We start from the raw sequence: 16,362 nt of genomic DNA on the forward strand, positions 1-16,362 counted from the left end.
GCCTGTAAATGAAGATCGCTAACTGATTGAACAAACTCGTTAAGTAAATAGCCCTTTGTGCCACTGCCTATCTGTCCTTGTGCAGATAAACTAACCTTAATATCCGCGTCTTTCACAACGACAGGGAATGGCTTTTTACTTAAAGAGTTTAACAATTTAACCGAAATTTTAACATTTATTAGGAGAGCACTATGGCTGTTACTAATGTCGCTGAACTGAACACCTTGATGGAAAAGGTTAAAAAAGCCCAGCGCGAATATGCCAATTTTAGCCAGGAGCAGGTGGACAAGATTTTCCGCGCCGCCGCCCTTGCCGCTGCCGATGCCCGCATTCCTCTCGCCAAAATGGCCGTTGAAGAATCCGGCATGGGTATCGTGGAAGACAAAGTGATCAAGAACCATTTCGCTTCCGAATATATCTATAATGCCTATAAAGATGAAAAAACCTGCGGCATCCTGGCCCGGGACGATACGTTCGGCACCATCACCATTGCCGAACCCATCGGTATCATCTGCGGCATCGTGCCGACGACCAACCCCACTTCCACGGCCATTTTCAAAGCGTTGATATGCTTGAAAACCCGTAACGGCATTGTTTTCTCGCCGCATCCCCGTGCGAAGAAAGCCACCAACAAGGCTGCTGAAATTGTCCTGAAAGCCGCTATCGCCGCCGGCGCGCCGAAAGATATCATCGGCTGGATTGACGAACCTACCGTTGAACTCTCCAACCAGCTTATGCACCATCCGCTTGTTAACCTGATCCTCGCCACCGGCGGGCCGGGCATGGTAAAAGCCGCTTACAGTTCCGGTAAGCCCGCCATCGGCGTCGGCGCCGGCAATACCCCGGTGGTTGTGGATGAAACCGCCGATATCAAACGGGTGGTAGCCTCCATCCTGATGTCCAAAACCTTCGATAACGGCGTCATCTGCGCCTCCGAACAATCGGTTATCGTCGTGGACGAAGTCTATGACGCGGTGCGTGAACGCTTTGCCAGCCACGGCGGCTACATGCTGCGCGGCGAAGAACTGAAAGCGGTTCAGGGCATCATTCTGAAAAACGGCGCGCTGAACGCCGGTATCGTCGGCCAGCCGGCGGTGAAAATCGCCGCCATGGCCGGATTGACCGTACCGGGCTCCACCAAGGTGCTGATTGGCGAAGTCACCGTTGTGGACGAAACCGAACCCTTCGCCCATGAAAAGCTCTCGCCGATGCTGGCTATGTATCGCGCCAAGAACTTTGAAGACGCGGTGGTCAAAGCGGAAAAACTGGTGGAAATGGGCGGCATCGGCCATACCTCCTGCCTCTATACCGATCAGGACAATCAGACGGACCGCGTGAATTTCTTCGGCGAAACCATGAAGACCGCGCGTATTCTGATCAACACTCCTGCTTCCCAGGGTGGTATCGGTGACCTGTACAACTTCAAACTTGCACCGTCGCTGACGCTGGGCTGCGGCTCCTGGGGCGGTAACTCCATTTCCGAAAACGTCGGCCCGAAACACCTTATCAATACCAAAACCGTGGCCAAGCGAGCTGAAAATATGATGTGGCATAAGCTTCCCAAATCCATCTATTTCCGTCGCGGTTCATTGCCGATTGCCCTGGATGAAGTGGCCAGCGACGGCGCCAAACGCGCCTTTATTGTGACGGACCGTTATCTGTTTAACAACGGCTATGCCGATCAGATCACCTCCGTACTGAAGGGCCACGGTATTGAAACCGAAGTCTTCTTCGAAGTGGAAGCGGATCCGACCCTGAGCATCGTTCGCAAGGGCGCAGAGCAGATCATGTCCTTCAAACCGGACGTCATCATTGCCCTGGGTGGCGGTTCGCCGATGGATGCCGCCAAGATCATGTGGGTAATGTACGAACACCCGGGCACCCCGTTCGAAGAACTGGCGCTGCGGTTTATGGATATCCGTAAACGTATATATAAGTTCCCGAAAATGGGTGTTAAAGCCCAGATGATCGCCATCACCACCACCTCCGGTACCGGTTCTGAAGTCACGCCGTTCGCCGTGGTGACCGATGATGCCACCGGCCAGAAATATCCGCTGGCGGATTATGCCCTGGTGCCGAGCATGGCGATTGTGGATGCCAATCTGGTGATGAACATGCCGAAATCCCTCTGCGCCTTCGGCGGTCTGGATGCGGTAACCCATGCCTTGGAAGCCTATGTGTCCATCATGGCCACCGAGTTTTCCGACGGCCAGGCGCTGCAGGCCATCAAGCTGCTCAAAGAGTATCTGCCTGCCAGCTATCACGAAGGGGCGAAAAACCCGGTAGCCCGTGAACGCGTTCATAACGCCGCCACTATTGCCGGCATCGCGTTTGCCAACGCCTTCCTGGGCGTCTGCCACTCCATGGCCCATAAACTGGGTTCGGAATTCCATATTCCCCATGGCCTGGCCAACGCCATGCTGATTTCCAACGTGATCCGCTACAACGCCAACGACAACCCCACCAAACAGGCGGCGTTCAGTCAGTATGACCGTCCGCAGGCCCGTCGTCGTTATGCCGAAGTGGCCGACCATCTTGGCCTGAGCCAACCGGGCGACCGTACCGCGCAGAAGATTGAAAACCTGCTGGCCTGGCTGGATGAAATCAAAGCCGATTTGGGTATCCCAACCTCTATCCGTGAAGCCGGCGTGCAGGAAGCGGATTTCCTGGCGAAGGTGGACAAGCTGTCCGAGGATGCGTTCGATGACCAGTGTACCGGCGCCAACCCGCGCTATCCGCTGATTGCCGAACTGAAACAAATTCTCCTGGATACCTACTACGGACGTAAATACGTCGAGCCTTTCGCAGATGCCGCCGCAGTGGCCCATGCTCCGGCTCTCCCGGCTGACGCGGTGAAAACCGCGGCTCCGGAAGCGAAAACCGAGAAAAAAGGCAAAAAAGTGACCAGCTGATCGCGGCGATAACCATCCCGCGTTGAGAACGGTCACCGATACAACCCCCGGTAAGTCAGTCGGGGGAAACAACACAGGCCCCTTTTGGGGCCTGTGTTGTAAGTTTGTTGACAAAGTGTCCGGTCGTGGCAGGCTGCCAGATCGTAAAGAAGCCGTGAACCCATCCCTGGGGGCTTGATCCGCGCGATTATGACTCTCTTCCCCGAGAGCCACCCTAATTAAGTCCGAGTACGTTTGTCAGCAAGCCCCCATATACGGCCTAAACGCCGCGCTACGGAGCTTAATCGCCGTTAAGCCGCCATTCCCTTTACTGAACGAAAAAAACGCGCCACGCAATCCCCTGCCGGCTAATCTGAATTGAAGCGGCCATGCCGTAAACCGCCGAACGCTTCCGTCTCACGGAATATAACCAAAACCGCATATCCGGCCCCACAGGGCTCTTTTGACCGCAACCGGTGCAATCCCCCCGGTGAAAGCCTAAAATCGCTCCTGTGCCCTTTATGGCGGTTATATAGCGGCAGAAGCAGATGGCCGCGCTGATGGCGCCGGCGTCAAAATACACAACCGCCGCCGGATAACAAAGACCTACGGCTGACGCGGTTCGGACGCGGCCATGGAGATATAGCCGGGCACCTGGCTATCCTCCACCATGGCCTGTTTGTAATGCTTGCGGCATACCGAGACATACCGTTCTTCGCCGCCGATAACCACCTGTTGGCCGTCATGCACGGGTTTACCGTCTTCACCCAGGCGAATGACCCGGTTTGCCTTGCGGCCGCAATAACAAATGGTTTTAAGCTCGATAAGCTTATCAGCCCATGCCAACAGATAATGGCTACCGGGAAACAGCTCGCCGCGAAAGTCAGTGCGCAACCCATAACACAATACCGGAATATTTAGAAAATCCACTACGTCCGATAATCCGGCAACTTGTTGACGGGTTAAAAACTGACTTTCATCCACTAATATGCAGTGCAGCGCCTGCTGCTCATGGGACTGACGAATAACCGCCAGCAAATCGGTATCCGGGCGGTAGAGCTCTGCCGGCGAGGAAAGGCCGATACGGGAACTGACCTGGCCGCGAGCAAAACGATTATCTATTTCAGCGGTAAATACCAGGGTGCGCATGCCACGCTCCTGATAATTATACGAGGACTGCAGGAGCGCAGTGGATTTACCCGCATTCATCGCAGAATAATAAAAATAAAGTTGAGCCATCAGCCCCTCACTTCGGAAAAAATCAATGACATAATAAATAAGGTGCCCAGTGTATCATAAACTTTAAGCCGTCTGCTGTGCCCCACCGCCCTGATTTTAACATCGCCGGGCCCCGTAGGCGACGCAGCCGGCAGGTAATTAGCCCCGGCGGGTGTTACTTTAAATTAGTCCTCTGCTTTAATGAATCATAACCAAAGTGACTGCGCTACATCACCTAACATTTGCTTCGAGCACGACGCCGGATGCGAACGCTATACGCGCAATAGCGCCCTGGTTTTAAACATTGGTTATAAAAACGCAAAATTTTTCTACGATATAAACGTGGCTTATAATGAAACGCGCTGTGCAATATGCACTCCATTAACGGGTGAAGCGGGAAAACGCAACATAGTGAATCAATTTGTCATTACCATGCAAAGGGCATATATTTAGCGCTGTCGGGCTCTGCGGTAAAAAAAAAGATTATTTTTTACCTTACTTACAAACTAGCTATTGCAGAAAAGAAACTACCGCTCTATTATTACTCCGACGCCCCATTTATATTATTCGAGATTAGGACAATGAGCGAAGCACTTAAAATTCTTAACAACATCCGAACTCTGCGTGCACAAGCCAGAGAATGTACTCTTGAAACTCTGGAAGAAATGCTGGAGAAACTTGAGGTAGTCGTCAATGAGCGCCGCGAGGAAGACAGCCAGGCACAGGCTGAAATCGAAGAACGTACGCGCAAATTACAGCAATATCGTGAAATGCTGATTGCCGACGGTATCGATCCGAATGAATTGCTGCAAACCATGAGCGCATCAAAAGCTACTGGTAAAACCAAGCGCGCAGCTCGTCCGGCTAAATATCAATATACCGATGAGAACGGTGAAAGCAAAACCTGGACCGGCCAAGGCCGTACACCTGCTGTCATCAAAAAGTCTATTGAAGATGAAGGCAAAACGCTGGACGATTTCCTGCTGTAATCCGTTATATCCTTTATTATAAAATGCCCGTTTGAATACTCAGCGGGCGTTTTTCTATCTCCCTGCCGGATGAATTTTAACCATCCGATGAATTTCCGCCAACGGCATGTCTGCACTCTTTCCTCTGTGGCAGTAATGGTTTCGTCCCTGTGCATTAGCGCGTAAAAAATCAATAAGCGTATAATTTGTGAGCAGGACAATGATTCCTTTTGCCGATGTCTATGCGGTAATGCCGTTCCCTCAGACGTTAAAAGCGGCCTTCTGGCCGCTTTTAACGTCTGTATGGCTCACATTGTCACAATTAGTTATTGGTGGTAATAATTCCGATACCATTGGACAAAGCGCCCTATTCCCTCGTCTATCCCGGTTTGTGGTTTAAAACCGATAGCGTTATACAAAGCCTCGGTATCGGCGCTGGTTTCCAGCACATCACCTGGTTGCATCGGCATTAAATTTTTCACTGCCGTAATGCCCAGCGCTTTTTCCAGCGCCTGTATGTATTCCATCAATTTAACCGGCTGGCTATTGCCGATATTATATACACGATAGGGTGCGGAACTTGTGGCGGGGGATCCCTGCTCAACCGTCCAAGACGTATCCGCTACCGGTGGAAGATTTTGTAAACGAATTATGGCTTCGACGATATCGTCTATATAAGTAAAATCGCGGCGCATTTCACCATGGTTATAGACATCAATGCTATGTCCGGCGAGCATTGCCTCGGTAAATTTGAATAATGCCATATCAGGTCGTCCCCATGGACCATAGACGGTAAAAAACCGCAATCCAGTGGTCGGAAGCTGATACAAATGTGAATAAGTGTGTGACATTAATTCATTAGACTTTTTCGTAGCCGCATATAACGACACCGGATGATCCACGGAATCGTCGGTTGAAAATGGTATTTTACGATTCAGGCCATAAACTGAGCTTGACGAGGCATAAAGTAAATGCCCTACCTGGGTATGACGACACCCTTCCAGGATATTCAAATGGCCGATAAGATTGGAATCCGCGTAAGCAAGGGGGTTCTCCAAAGAATAACGGACTCCCGCCTGAGCGCCCAGATGAATCACTCGTTGAAACCGCTGTTGATCAAAAAGCTCGGCCATCCCCTGCCGATCGGCTAAATCCAGTTTAAAAAAACTAAAGGATTGCTTATCTTTTAATCTCTCAAGACGAGATTGCTTGAGGCGCACGTCATAATAATTATTAAGATTATCGATACCAATGACCTGATGGCCGTCAGCGAGCAGACGCTCGCTGACATGGAAACCAATAAAGCCCGCGGCACCGGTTACCAGAAATTTCATGTAACCTCTACTTGTAGGAAGTCAGCGAAGCTCCCCGGCCTATGCCGTAATAAACAATGCCCCGATGAGCCAAACGTTCGGGATCATATAGGTTACGGCCGTCAAAAATCACCGGCTGAGTTAACATGGACTTGATCATATCGAAATCCGGCGCACGGAAATTCTGCCACTCGGTACAGATAACCAAGGCATCCGCCCCCTGCAACGCGGATTCTTTGGTACCCATTAATTTTAAATCACCGCGATGCCCGTAAATACGCTGGGTTTCATTCATCGCTTCCGGATCGAATGCCTGCACTTGCGCGCCGGCCTGCCATAATGTTTCCATTAAAACCCGGCTGGAAGCCTCACGCATATCATCGGTATTGGGTTTAAAGGAGAGTCCCCACAAGGCAAACGTCTTACCCTGCAGATTTTCACCGAAATGACGCTTGATGAACTGCGGCAGTTTGCTCTTTTGCTGATAATTTACATCTTCCACAGCCTGCAATAATTTCGGTTGATAACCAATTTGCTGGGAAGTCCGAATCAGCGCTTGCACATCTTTGGGGAAACAGGAGCCGCCATAACCGCAGCCAGGATAAATAAAGTGATAGCCGATACGGGAATCGGAACCGATGCCCTGCCGCACTTTCTCAATATCCGCCCCAAGCAATTCAGCCAGATTGGAAATTTCGTTCATAAAGCTGATTTTAGTGGCCAGCATGCAGTTAGCCGCGTATTTGGTGAGCTCGGCGCTGCGGATATCCATCAAAATCATCCGGTCGTGATTGCGGTTAAAGGGTTCGTACAGTTCCCGCAGCAGCTCCACCACCTGTTCATTGTCGGTACCCACGACAATACGTTCCGGACGCATGCAGTCGGCGACCGCGGCGCCCTCTTTCAGGAATTCAGGGTTTGATACAACATCGAATGTCAGCGTGCTCTTGCGGGCATGCAGGGTCTCTTGCATAACGGCGCGAACTTTATCTGCGGTCCCCACCGGCACGGTGGATTTATCCAGCACGACTTTATGATCGTCCATATATTGGGCAATCGTCCGCGCCACCGCCGTGACATATTTCAGATCCGCCGAACCGTCTTCGTCGGGGGGAGTGCCCACCGCGATAAACTGCATTACGCCGTGCCTGACGCCGGCTTCGGCATCAGTGGTGAACTTCAGTCGACCGGACTCATAATTCTGCTGCACCAAAGGTGTCAAACCAGGCTCAAAAATCGGGATATTCCCTTTTTTCAGGTTTTCCACTTTTTGTTCGTCGACATCCACACAAAGAACATCATGACCGACTTCCGCCAAAACAGCCGCTTGCACCAAACCAACATAGCCGATACCAAAAACAGTCACTTTCATGTTGAATATCCTGGTTGAAATTTAACCCTGAAAATTTTTAAGTGTATTAATCTACAATGGTTTCTTTGAGCCATTGTGAAAATTCTTTTCCGAGAGTTTCATGACGGATACCATATTCAACGAAAGCTTCCATATAGCCCAATTTATTACCGCAATCATGGCTAATGCCTTTAAGGTGGTAAGCTTCAACGGTTTCTTTTTCCATCAGCAAAGCGATGGCGTCAGTGAGCTGAATTTCATTGCCCGCTCCCGGAGGCGTTTTTTCCAACAGGGTCCAAATATCGGCGGACAAGACATAACGACCCACTACGGCTAAATTGGACGGAGCCTCATCGGCGGTAGGTTTTTCAACCACATTAACCATAGGCGCGCTTTCACCCGGTTTCAGTTCTTTGCCCTGGCAGTCCACTACGCCGTAATTGGTCACATCGACAACCGGCTCAACCATAATCTGGCTGCGTCCTGTTTCTTCGAAGCGGGACAGCATTTCGCTTAAATTGTCAGTTTTCAGATTGGATTCAAATTCGTCGATAATCACATCCGGCAAAATTACCGCCACCGGTTCGTCGCCCACTAACGGATGCGCGCATAAAACCGCATGGCCCAGGCCTTTGGCCAAACCTTGCCGAACTTGCATGATAGTCACATGGGGCGGACAAATCGCCTGGATTTCAGCCAATAATTGCCGTTTAACACGTTTTTCAAGCATCGCTTCAAGTTCAAAGCTGGTATCGAAATGGTTCTCAATGGAATTCTTGGATGAATGGGTCACGAGGATGATTTCATTAATGCCCGCAGCGATACACTCATTCACTACATATTGAATCAGTGGCTTATCAACCAGCGGTAACATCTCTTTCGGGATGGCTTTGGTCGCAGGCAGCATTCGTGTTCCTAATCCCGCCACCGGGATTACCGCTTTTGTTACTTTGAAATTTGTATTAATAGCAGACATCAACCACCTCTCTCATTTCGCCAAGATAATAAAATTTCATTTATCTAATTTTAAACCCGATAAGTATACCAGTTTAGACTGTTGGCGGGCGGCGTAAGGCGGCATATGACAAAAAATTAGGACAATTACCCATTTTTATAAGATATTGAAAAAAGAATAGATTGGATAGAACTTAGCCCCATTACCGGCATCAGCATTCAGCCGCCGGAATTTAATCGGTAGATAACATTAACCTTAAACGTCCCCCGGCGCCCCAGACCTGGCATTGCCATTCGGTGCAATGTTCACTCACCTGGTTGAGATAGGCATTGTTCATTGTGCCCAGAGGGACGCCGCTATTGAGTTCGATTTGATGATCATTGGCGGTAAGCGTAGCGTTCAGGCCAGCCGACACTAAAATCAACTTATTGAGTCCGCGGTGATAATACCCCACCAGCAAAGGGAACTGTCCGTCCAGATTGGCCTTGCGCAACAGCTGATTTACCTGTCTTAGCAAGGTGGAGAGTTCCGGCAACCGGTGCGAACGGTTGGCAATATGCGCCTGCAACAATCCGTTAAACAAGGCCCGGAGCAGTAGGGCCGCCAATACGCCTTTTTCTTCCGCCCGGGTGACATCCAGGCAATAAAAGGCTAAATCATGCTCGGACAATGCGGCGATATCCAGTACCAGCCCCGGCTGTTCAGCCATGGTCAACTGGCGATAATTAACCCGGCAACGGGCAATATTCTGCTGTACCGGCGGCTGTAGCTGTTTCAGTAGTTTGGCGGCGGCGCCGGGATGTTGGCTCAGTGCATCCCAATCCTGGAATAATTGTTCTTCTTCATCCACTTGCGAAGTAAACATGTCGGGATAAAGACAGCCAAGCACGGTTTCCCGTAAGCGGCCAAAATCGTCAAGGGGCTTGAGCAAAACGTCTTGCACGCCCAGGCGCAGTACCTTGGCAATATCGGTCATCTGATCGGTACCGGATACCACCAGCACCGGAGTGGCGGCATCAAACGCACGAAAACGCTCTACAAAAGTCAGCCCGTTCATTTCAGGCATTTCCAGGTCGCAAATCACCAGATCGGGACGCGTGGAGGGCAGCATATCCAACGCTTCCCTGCCATGAGACGCTTCATGGACTTCGGCACCCATCGATTGCAGAAATTGAGCCAGCACGGATCTGAATACCGCCTCGTCCTCAATCACTAATATTTGTTTGTTTTGTAATGGCTTTACCATCAAAGACCCCTTATTTCAATCAGCTTAATAGTGGCTCAGTCTCACCACTTTTACTTATAAGAAATGTCAGGGGCTGATTAGTCTGTCACTCATTATTCAATCAATCACTTGTCAACCGTACACAGGGTCCTTTTTTGTCCTGATACCCCTTACTCTCAACCGGTCGGATAACCCTAACCTTAGCAAAAAAACGTTCTTGCCTAAGTAAGGAGCGTAGTAGCCATTAGGTAAAAATGCATCTTATCCGGGCAAAATGATGTCCGTTCCCGCCCCCATTGACAAGGACAATCTACCATTCCTTTGAAATAGTTGGAGTTTGGAAAAACAACGGCATCGTATTTTGCAATGATCAAAATCAACATTTACGCTCGTTGGCACGGGATGGCCGATGACTGGGATACAAGCATAGGGTAAAGTCTATTATCCTCTGATTTCTATCGTTATCACCAGGGAGTTTTGTGGAAGATTTATGTCACTGCGGCAGCGGTTTACTTTTCGATGAATGCTGCAAGCCGTTCATCAACGGTTACCGCTTTCCGCTTAAGCCGGTGCAGTTAATGCGCTCCCGTTATACCGCTTATGTATTACACAATCTTGATTATTTAATCTCAACCTGGCATCCCGATTGCCGCGCTGAACAATGGCGAGACGATATCGCGGCGAATTTTCCCCTCACAGAGTGGAAGGGATTAACCATTAAAGATGAACGTGCCGGTAAAAACGGCCATGAATCCTATGTGGAATTTATCGCCCTTTTTTATGACCGGCACAACCGGCGGCCCGGTTTTATTCATGAACGGTCACGCTTTGTTCAATTGAACGAACGCTGGTATTATATTGACGGCATACATCAGCAGCCCCTGAGGAATGCCCCTTGCCCTTGCGGCTCGGGTAAAAAATACAAAAAGTGTTGCGGGCAATAACCCGGTGGGATTTTATCCGACCGCTTGTTAAAACGGATTCCATGAGTTTGTATAGGATTGGCACGTCAATGCAGTCGCAAATAATCCAGAGAAAAATATTACGTACCATTTGCCCGGATGCCAAGGGCCTGATAGCTCAAATCACCAGCATTTGCTTTAATCATCAATTGAATATCGTGCAAAACGACGAGTACGTTGATCATCGCAGCGAACGCTTTTTCATGCGCACCGAATTGGAAGGCCGGTTTGACGATGAGCGCTTGCTGAGCGATTTGGACCGGGTCTTGCCGGAAGGCACAATACGGGAACTCAATCCCGCCGGACGTCGCAGGATAGTCGTTCTGGTCACCAAGGAAGCGCATTGCCTGGGTGATTTGCTGATGAAAAGCGCCTACGGCGGACTGGACATGGACATCGCCGCGGTTATCGGCAATCACGATACCCTGCGCACGCTGGTTGAACGTTTCGATATTCCGTTCCATCTGGTGAGCCACGACGGTTTTAACCGCGAAGAGCATGACGCGCGCATGATGGCGCAAATCGACGCCTACGCGCCGGATTATGTCGTGCTGGCAAAATACATGCGTGTTCTGACGCCGCATTTCGTGCGTCATTACCCTAATCGGGTAATCAATATCCACCATTCATTCTTACCGGCTTTTATCGGCGCACGCCCCTATCAGCAGGCTTATGAGCGGGGCGTTAAAATCATCGGCGCCACGGCCCATTACGTGAATGATAATCTCGACGAAGGCCCGATTATCTGCCAGGACGTGATCAATGTCGATCATACCTACACCGCGGAAGATATGATGCGCGCCGGGCGGGATGTGGAAAAAAATGTCTTGAGCCGCGCGTTATACCGCGTATTGGCGCAAAGGGTCTTTGTCTACGGCAATCGGACCATTATTTTTTAAATGAATTGACGGTCCGGCCGCCGCCTTTACGGCCGGTTTGCCGTTAAAAAAAACGGCTTAACAGGGAATTTCTCCGGTTCGTGTCGAAAAAATCGGCAAGTGAATAATTTCCCGGTTATTTTTTCTTTACAGCGGCGTTTCATTTGATATGATGCGCCCCGCTTGATGCGTTATTTGTTTCAAGGCCTGGTGGGGTTCCCGAGCGGCCAAAGGGAGCAGACTGTAAATCTGCCGTCACTGACTTCGAAGGTTCGAATCCTTCCCCCACCACCATCTAAAGAATGTGTCCGATAAACCCGTCTACTCCGAACACGCCATATTCCCCATTGGGGGATGGATGAGAACCTTCGACCAAGGTTCGAGTCGAGCAACGCGAGACAACGTCGCGCCCGCGCGACGGCCCGAAGGGCGAGGAACGAAGTGACGAGTAATCCTTCCCCCACCACCATCTAAAGAATGTGTCCGATAAACCCGTCTACTCCGAACACGCCATATTCCCCATTGGGGGATGGATGAGAACCTTCGACCAAGGTTCGAGTCGAGCAACGCGAGACAACGTCGCGCCCGCGCGACGGCCCGAAGGGCGAGGAACGAAGTGACGAGTAATCCTTCCCCCACCACCATCTAAAGAATATCTCCAACAAACCCGTCTACTCCGAACACAGCATATTCCCCATTGGGGGATGGATGAGAACCTTCGACCAAGGTTCGAGTCGAGCAACGCGAGACAACGTCGCGCCCGCGCGACGGCCCGAAGGGCGAGGAACGAAGTGACGAGTAATCCTTCCCCCACCACCATCTAAAGAATATCTCCAACAAACCCGTCTACTCCGAATACAGCATATTCCCCATTGGGGGATGGATGAGAACCTTCGACCAAGGTTCGAGTCGAGCAACGCGAGACAACGTCGCGTCCGCGCCGGCCGTTTGAATGGCGCCGCTTTTCTGCTACCATCATTGAAATCCCCCGATATGGCGCAAAAAATGAAGTTTGTCTCCTTTAATATCAATGGACTGCGTGCCAGACCCCATCAGTTAAGCGCGATCATTGAGCAGCATCGGCCTGATGTGATCGGCCTGCAGGAAACCAAGGTCCATGACGATATGTTTCCTCTGGAAGAGGTGGCGCAACATGGCTATCACGTGTTCTACCATGGACAAAAAGGCCATTATGGCGTGGCACTGTTATGCCGGGAGCAGCCGCTGGCCATTCGCCGGGGTTTTGCCGGTGATGATGCCGACGCGCAGCGGCGCATTATCATGGCCGACTTCGTGACCGAAAAAGGCATACTCACCGTGGTGAACGGCTACTTTCCACAAGGGGAAAGCCGCGATCATCCGGTCAAATTCCCCGCCAAAGCCCGTTTTTACCAGGATTTGCAGGACTATATCCAGCAGAGTCACCATGGGGATTCACTGCTCCTGGTGATGGGGGATATGAACATCAGCCCCACCGACCTGGATATCGGCATCGGCGAAGAGAGCCGCAAGCGCTGGCTGCGCACCGGCAAATGCTCTTTCCTGCCGGAAGAGCGGGAGTGGATGGCGCGGCTGCTGGACTGGGGCCTGGTGGATACCTTCCGCAGCCGCAACCCGGACTGTCGCGATCGCTTCTCCTGGTTCGACTATCGCTCCCGTGGTTTTGATGAAAACCGCGGTCTGCGCATCGACCTGCTGCTGGCTTCGATACCGCTGGCGCAAACCTGCCTCGCCACCGGCATTGATTACGATATACGCGCCATGGAAAAACCCTCGGATCATGCGCCTGTCTGGGTGGATTTTGCCCTGTGAGAGGACCCAATCAGCGGGTGCTGAACGTGGTGGCCGCGATAATTGAGCTCGAGGGCAGGATTTTGCCGGCCAGGCGTGATGACCGGCGAGATAAGCCGGATCTGTAGGGATTTCCCGGCATATTGACGTTACACTGTCACAGTGAGTTTCACTGAATTGACCCCATGGACGATGACTCATATGCCTTGGCAAAGGCCGATACTTCACTTACTCTGCTGCTCCCTTACCGGATTTTCGCGTCCGCCGCCTGGGCTTGGCGTCCTTGCCGGCCGGCGAGGTCGCCGGTAACCCGCGCAGCGACGGGGGCGGCGGCTGTTGCCGCACCTGATGGATCAATCCGCGCAGCGTCTCTGTCAGCGGCACCATAAAATCCTGATAGCGGCACTGTTTCTCACTGATCTTGGTTAAGGTCGACTCCCATTGCGCAGTCATATCCGGACTGGCCGCGCTCTCCGGCAAGGCATGAATCAGACCGCGGCCGCTTTCGCTGGACAGGATGTTACGGCCCTTTTTATATAAAAATCCCCGCTTGAACAATAATTCGATGATACCGGCCCGGGTGGCTTCGGTACCCAGCCCATCGGTGGCCCGCAGGATTTTCTTCAATTCCTTATCCTGCACGAACCGGGCGATACCGGTCATAGCGGACAATAAAGTCGCGTCATTGAAGGGCCTGGGCGGCTGCGTTTCCCTAGACACCACCTCTCCCGACTCGCATAACAATTCATCGCCTTTTTTCACCACCGGCAGCGGCGTACCGTCGTTCTCCTCATCGCGCTCTTTTGCCCCGAGCAGGGTACGCCAACCGGCATCCGCCAGAAAACGGGATTTAGCCACAAACTTGCCGCCGGCGATGTCCAGGTTAATGATACAGCGCCGAAATACCGCATCGGCGCAAAACTGCATAAGGTATTGACGGCAGACCAGTGCGTAGATTTTTTTCTCATCGTCGCTCAGAGCGATTTTGCCACTGCGCGCGGTGGGGATGATGCCATGGTGCGCATCCACCTTTTTATCATCCCAACAGCGGTTTTTTTGCGTCGTATCCAATGTCGCCTGGGCCATCAGCTCCGGCATATGCGCATTGATAGCGTTCAGCACCCCCTGCCGGCCGGAAAAATGCTCTTCCGGCAGATAGCGGCAATCGGAGCGGGGATAGGTAATCAATTTGTGGGTTTCATAGAGCCGCTGGCACACATCCAATACCTGCTGTGCGCTCATGCCGTGGCGTTTTGCCGCTTCGATTTGCAACACAGACAGGGAAAACGGCAGCGGGGGCGTTTCTGACTCCCGTTTATCCGCAAAGAGCGTAACGACGGCCGGTTGTCCGGCAATGCGGGATACCACATGATCCGCCAGCGGCCGGTGGAGCAGCCGCCCCTCCTCGTCCTGATAGGATTCGCAGGCTTCACTCGGCACCCAGAGCGCGATGAACCGTTCCTGTGACGGTGTCACAATATGTGCTTTGACTTCAAAAAAGGTCTTCGGCACAAAATTTTCGATTTCCTCATCGCGGCGGACCACCAGCCCCAGTACCGGCGTTTGTACCCGTCCGACGGACAGCACTCCCTGGTAGCCGGCGTTGCGGCCCAGCAGAGTATAGGCGCGGGTCATATTGATACCGTACAACCAGTCGGCCCTGGCGCGCGCCAGGGCCGATACGCATAACGGCACAAATTCCCGGTTTTCCCGCAGGCGGCTTACCGCTTTGCTTACCGCCGCCGGATTAAGATCGTTCACCAGGCAACGTTTGGCGTTACGGCGCTTTTCATCGTCCAGCGCCAGATAATCCAGCACCTCATCCACCAGCAATTGCCCTTCGCGATCGGGGTCGCCGGCATGAATGACTTCCGACGCCCCGGCCAGCAGCCGTTTGACCACATTCAACTGTTTCAATACCGAGGGACGGGGCTGTAGCTGCCATTTGTCCGGCACAATGGGCAAATCCGCCAGGGACCAGCGGGCATAGCGTCCGTCATAGGCGTCGGGCTGGGCCTGTTCCAGCAAATGTCCGATACACCAGGTCACCATATGTTCCTGGCCGCAGGCGATGAACCCGTCGCCCCGGCGATGGGGCTGCGGCAGCACGTCGGCGATGGCCCGCGCCAAACTTGGTTTTTCAGCGATAAAAAGCTGCATTTCTCACCCTGGAAAGAAATTGTTACTGAAAATTTTACGCTCTCCGGGTCAGAAATGACGGACAAAAGGCTCGGTTTCAGGAGGTAATATGGTGGTGGATGCCTTCAGCTGCGGCGTGCCTAGATAAAGAAATCCGACGATTTCATCCTGCTCGCGACAGCCGAAAGCCGCTTTAACATCCGGCTGGGTCGCCCATAGGCCGGTGCGCCAGATACCGTTGAAGCCCTGGGCCAATGCCGCCATCTGCATCGCTTGCACCGCGCAGCCGGCGGAGACCACCTGTTCCCAGCGGGGGACCTTGGTTTGGGTATCGCACCAGGCCAAAACCGCTATAATCAGCGGGGCCCTGAAAGGCGCTTGCCTGGCTTTTTCGACGCCCTTTTCATCCATTTTCGCGCCTAGGGCGGACTGATACAGCAGTTCGCTCAGCCGCGTGCGGCCTTCGCCTTCGATAATGACAAAACGCCAGGGCTGCAATGTGCCATGATCCGGCGCACGCATACCGGCACGGATGATATTATCCAGTACGGTGCCTGCGGGGGCAGGTTCAGCCAGCCGAGATGCGGAACGGCGATTTAGCAAAAGTTCTAATGCATCCATTACTTACTCCCGATGTTATTCATGCTTATAACGTTAACATACGGCCGCCG

12 protein-coding genes, 1 tRNA gene and 4 other RNA genes are annotated in these 16,362 nt (G+C 52.1%); 10 read left to right on the plus strand and 7 right to left on the minus strand.

Going from position 1 to position 16,362, the window contains the following annotated elements; genetic code table 11:
• Positions 1-191: 191 nt before the first annotated feature.
• Complete coding sequence (adhE, locus tag ACL2XJ_RS22830) at positions 192-2,912, plus strand: bifunctional acetaldehyde-CoA/alcohol dehydrogenase (protein ID WP_413724578.1); 2,721 nt, start codon at positions 192-194, stop codon at positions 2,910-2,912.
• Positions 2,913-3,497: 585 nt separating this feature from the next.
• Here adhE and ACL2XJ_RS22835 read toward each other — a convergent pair.
• Positions 3,498-4,130: a thymidine kinase gene (locus ACL2XJ_RS22835; RefSeq protein ID WP_413724579.1), complete on the minus strand. Its 633-nt coding sequence runs from the start codon at positions 4,128-4,130 to the stop codon at positions 3,498-3,500.
• A gap of 560 nt (positions 4,131-4,690) precedes the next feature.
• On the opposite strand from ACL2XJ_RS22835, the gene hns reads away from it, so the two are divergent.
• Positions 4,691-5,098 (plus strand): histone-like nucleoid-structuring protein H-NS, encoded by a 408-nt coding sequence (gene hns / locus ACL2XJ_RS22840; RefSeq protein ID WP_132921376.1) that lies wholly within the window; start codon positions 4,691-4,693, stop codon positions 5,096-5,098.
• Between the two features lie 305 nt (positions 5,099-5,403).
• Here hns and ACL2XJ_RS22845 read toward each other — a convergent pair whose 3' ends face one another.
• The 4 genes from ACL2XJ_RS22845 to rssB form a co-directional block, all read right to left on the minus strand.
• On the minus strand, positions 5,404-6,411 hold the full coding sequence (locus tag ACL2XJ_RS22845) for an NAD-dependent epimerase (RefSeq protein ID WP_413724580.1): 1,008 nt from the start codon (positions 6,409-6,411) through the stop codon (positions 5,404-5,406).
• Between the two features lie 7 nt (positions 6,412-6,418).
• On the minus strand, positions 6,419-7,762 hold the full coding sequence (locus ACL2XJ_RS22850) for a UDP-glucose dehydrogenase family protein (protein ID WP_132921375.1): 1,344 nt from the start codon (positions 7,760-7,762) through the stop codon (positions 6,419-6,421).
• Between the two features lie 46 nt (positions 7,763-7,808).
• Complete coding sequence (gene galU / locus ACL2XJ_RS22855; RefSeq protein ID WP_132921374.1) at positions 7,809-8,717, minus strand: UTP--glucose-1-phosphate uridylyltransferase GalU; 909 nt, start codon at positions 8,715-8,717, stop codon at positions 7,809-7,811.
• Between the two features lie 211 nt (positions 8,718-8,928).
• Positions 8,929-9,942, minus strand: a complete 1,014-nt coding sequence (rssB, locus tag ACL2XJ_RS22860) for a two-component system response regulator RssB (protein WP_132921373.1) — start codon at positions 9,940-9,942, stop codon at positions 8,929-8,931.
• 458 nt (positions 9,943-10,400) lie between these two features.
• Between rssB and ACL2XJ_RS22865 the strand changes: the two genes are divergently transcribed.
• The 8 genes from ACL2XJ_RS22865 (at position 10,401) to xthA (ending at position 13,573) form a co-directional block, all read left to right on the plus strand.
• Positions 10,401-10,865, plus strand: coding sequence for a YchJ family protein (locus ACL2XJ_RS22865; protein WP_413724581.1), 465 nt, complete (start codon positions 10,401-10,403; stop codon positions 10,863-10,865).
• Between the two features lie 68 nt (positions 10,866-10,933).
• Complete coding sequence (gene purU, locus ACL2XJ_RS22870; RefSeq protein ID WP_413724582.1) at positions 10,934-11,782, plus strand: formyltetrahydrofolate deformylase; 849 nt, start codon at positions 10,934-10,936, stop codon at positions 11,780-11,782.
• Positions 11,783-11,970: 188 nt separating this feature from the next.
• Positions 11,971-12,055, plus strand: a tRNA-Tyr gene (locus ACL2XJ_RS22875).
• Between the two features lie 43 nt (positions 12,056-12,098).
• Positions 12,099-12,230: non-coding RNA, RtT sRNA (locus ACL2XJ_RS22880), on the plus strand.
• A gap of 43 nt (positions 12,231-12,273) precedes the next feature.
• Positions 12,274-12,405: non-coding RNA, RtT sRNA (locus ACL2XJ_RS22885), on the plus strand.
• A gap of 43 nt (positions 12,406-12,448) precedes the next feature.
• Positions 12,449-12,580, plus strand: a non-coding RNA gene (locus ACL2XJ_RS22890) — RtT sRNA.
• Positions 12,581-12,623: 43 nt separating this feature from the next.
• A non-coding RNA gene (locus ACL2XJ_RS22895) (RtT sRNA) lies at positions 12,624-12,739 on the plus strand.
• 27 nt (positions 12,740-12,766) lie between these two features.
• Complete coding sequence (xthA, locus tag ACL2XJ_RS22900; RefSeq protein ID WP_413724583.1) at positions 12,767-13,573, plus strand: exodeoxyribonuclease III; 807 nt, start codon at positions 12,767-12,769, stop codon at positions 13,571-13,573.
• A gap of 207 nt (positions 13,574-13,780) precedes the next feature.
• On the opposite strand, the gene ACL2XJ_RS22905 is transcribed toward xthA, so the two are convergent.
• Entirely contained in the window at positions 13,781-15,712 is a 1,932-nt protein-coding gene (locus ACL2XJ_RS22905) for a DNA topoisomerase III (protein WP_132921369.1), read from the minus strand.
• A 48-nt stretch (positions 15,713-15,760) separates the two neighbouring features.
• Positions 15,761-16,312, minus strand: coding sequence for an NAD(P)H nitroreductase (locus ACL2XJ_RS22910; protein ID WP_132921368.1), 552 nt, complete (start codon positions 16,310-16,312; stop codon positions 15,761-15,763).
• Positions 16,313-16,362 lie beyond the last annotated feature (50 nt).

Origin of the sequence: Sodalis sp. RH16, assembly GCF_047324245.1 — a bacterium.
GTDB classification, from domain to species: domain Bacteria; phylum Pseudomonadota; class Gammaproteobacteria; order Enterobacterales; family Enterobacteriaceae; genus Acerihabitans; species Acerihabitans ligni.

Excerpts from the sequence above, each read along its gene's own strand:
- ACL2XJ_RS22910 (WP_132921368.1), bottom strand. The coding sequence starts at position 16,312 with ATGGATGCATTAGAACTTTTGCTAAATCGCCGTTCCGCATCTCGGCTG.
- ACL2XJ_RS22835 (WP_413724579.1), bottom strand. The coding sequence starts at position 4,130 with ATGGCTCAACTTTATTTTTATTATTCTGCGATGAATGCGGGTAAATCC.
- galU (WP_132921374.1), bottom strand. The coding sequence starts at position 8,717 with ATGTCTGCTATTAATACAAATTTCAAAGTAACAAAAGCGGTAATCCCG.
- ACL2XJ_RS22845 (WP_413724580.1), bottom strand. The coding sequence starts at position 6,411 with ATGAAATTTCTGGTAACCGGTGCCGCGGGCTTTATTGGTTTCCATGTC.
- xthA (WP_413724583.1), top strand. The coding sequence starts at position 12,767 with ATGAAGTTTGTCTCCTTTAATATCAATGGACTGCGTGCCAGACCCCAT.
- ACL2XJ_RS22850 (WP_132921375.1), bottom strand. The coding sequence starts at position 7,762 with ATGAAAGTGACTGTTTTTGGTATCGGCTATGTTGGTTTGGTGCAAGCG.
- ACL2XJ_RS22905 (WP_132921369.1), bottom strand. The coding sequence starts at position 15,712 with ATGCAGCTTTTTATCGCTGAAAAACCAAGTTTGGCGCGGGCCATCGCC.
- purU (WP_413724582.1), top strand. The coding sequence starts at position 10,934 with ATGCAGTCGCAAATAATCCAGAGAAAAATATTACGTACCATTTGCCCG.
- adhE (WP_413724578.1), top strand. The coding sequence starts at position 192 with ATGGCTGTTACTAATGTCGCTGAACTGAACACCTTGATGGAAAAGGTT.
- rssB (WP_132921373.1), bottom strand. The coding sequence starts at position 9,942 with ATGGTAAAGCCATTACAAAACAAACAAATATTAGTGATTGAGGACGAG.
- hns (WP_132921376.1), top strand. The coding sequence starts at position 4,691 with ATGAGCGAAGCACTTAAAATTCTTAACAACATCCGAACTCTGCGTGCA.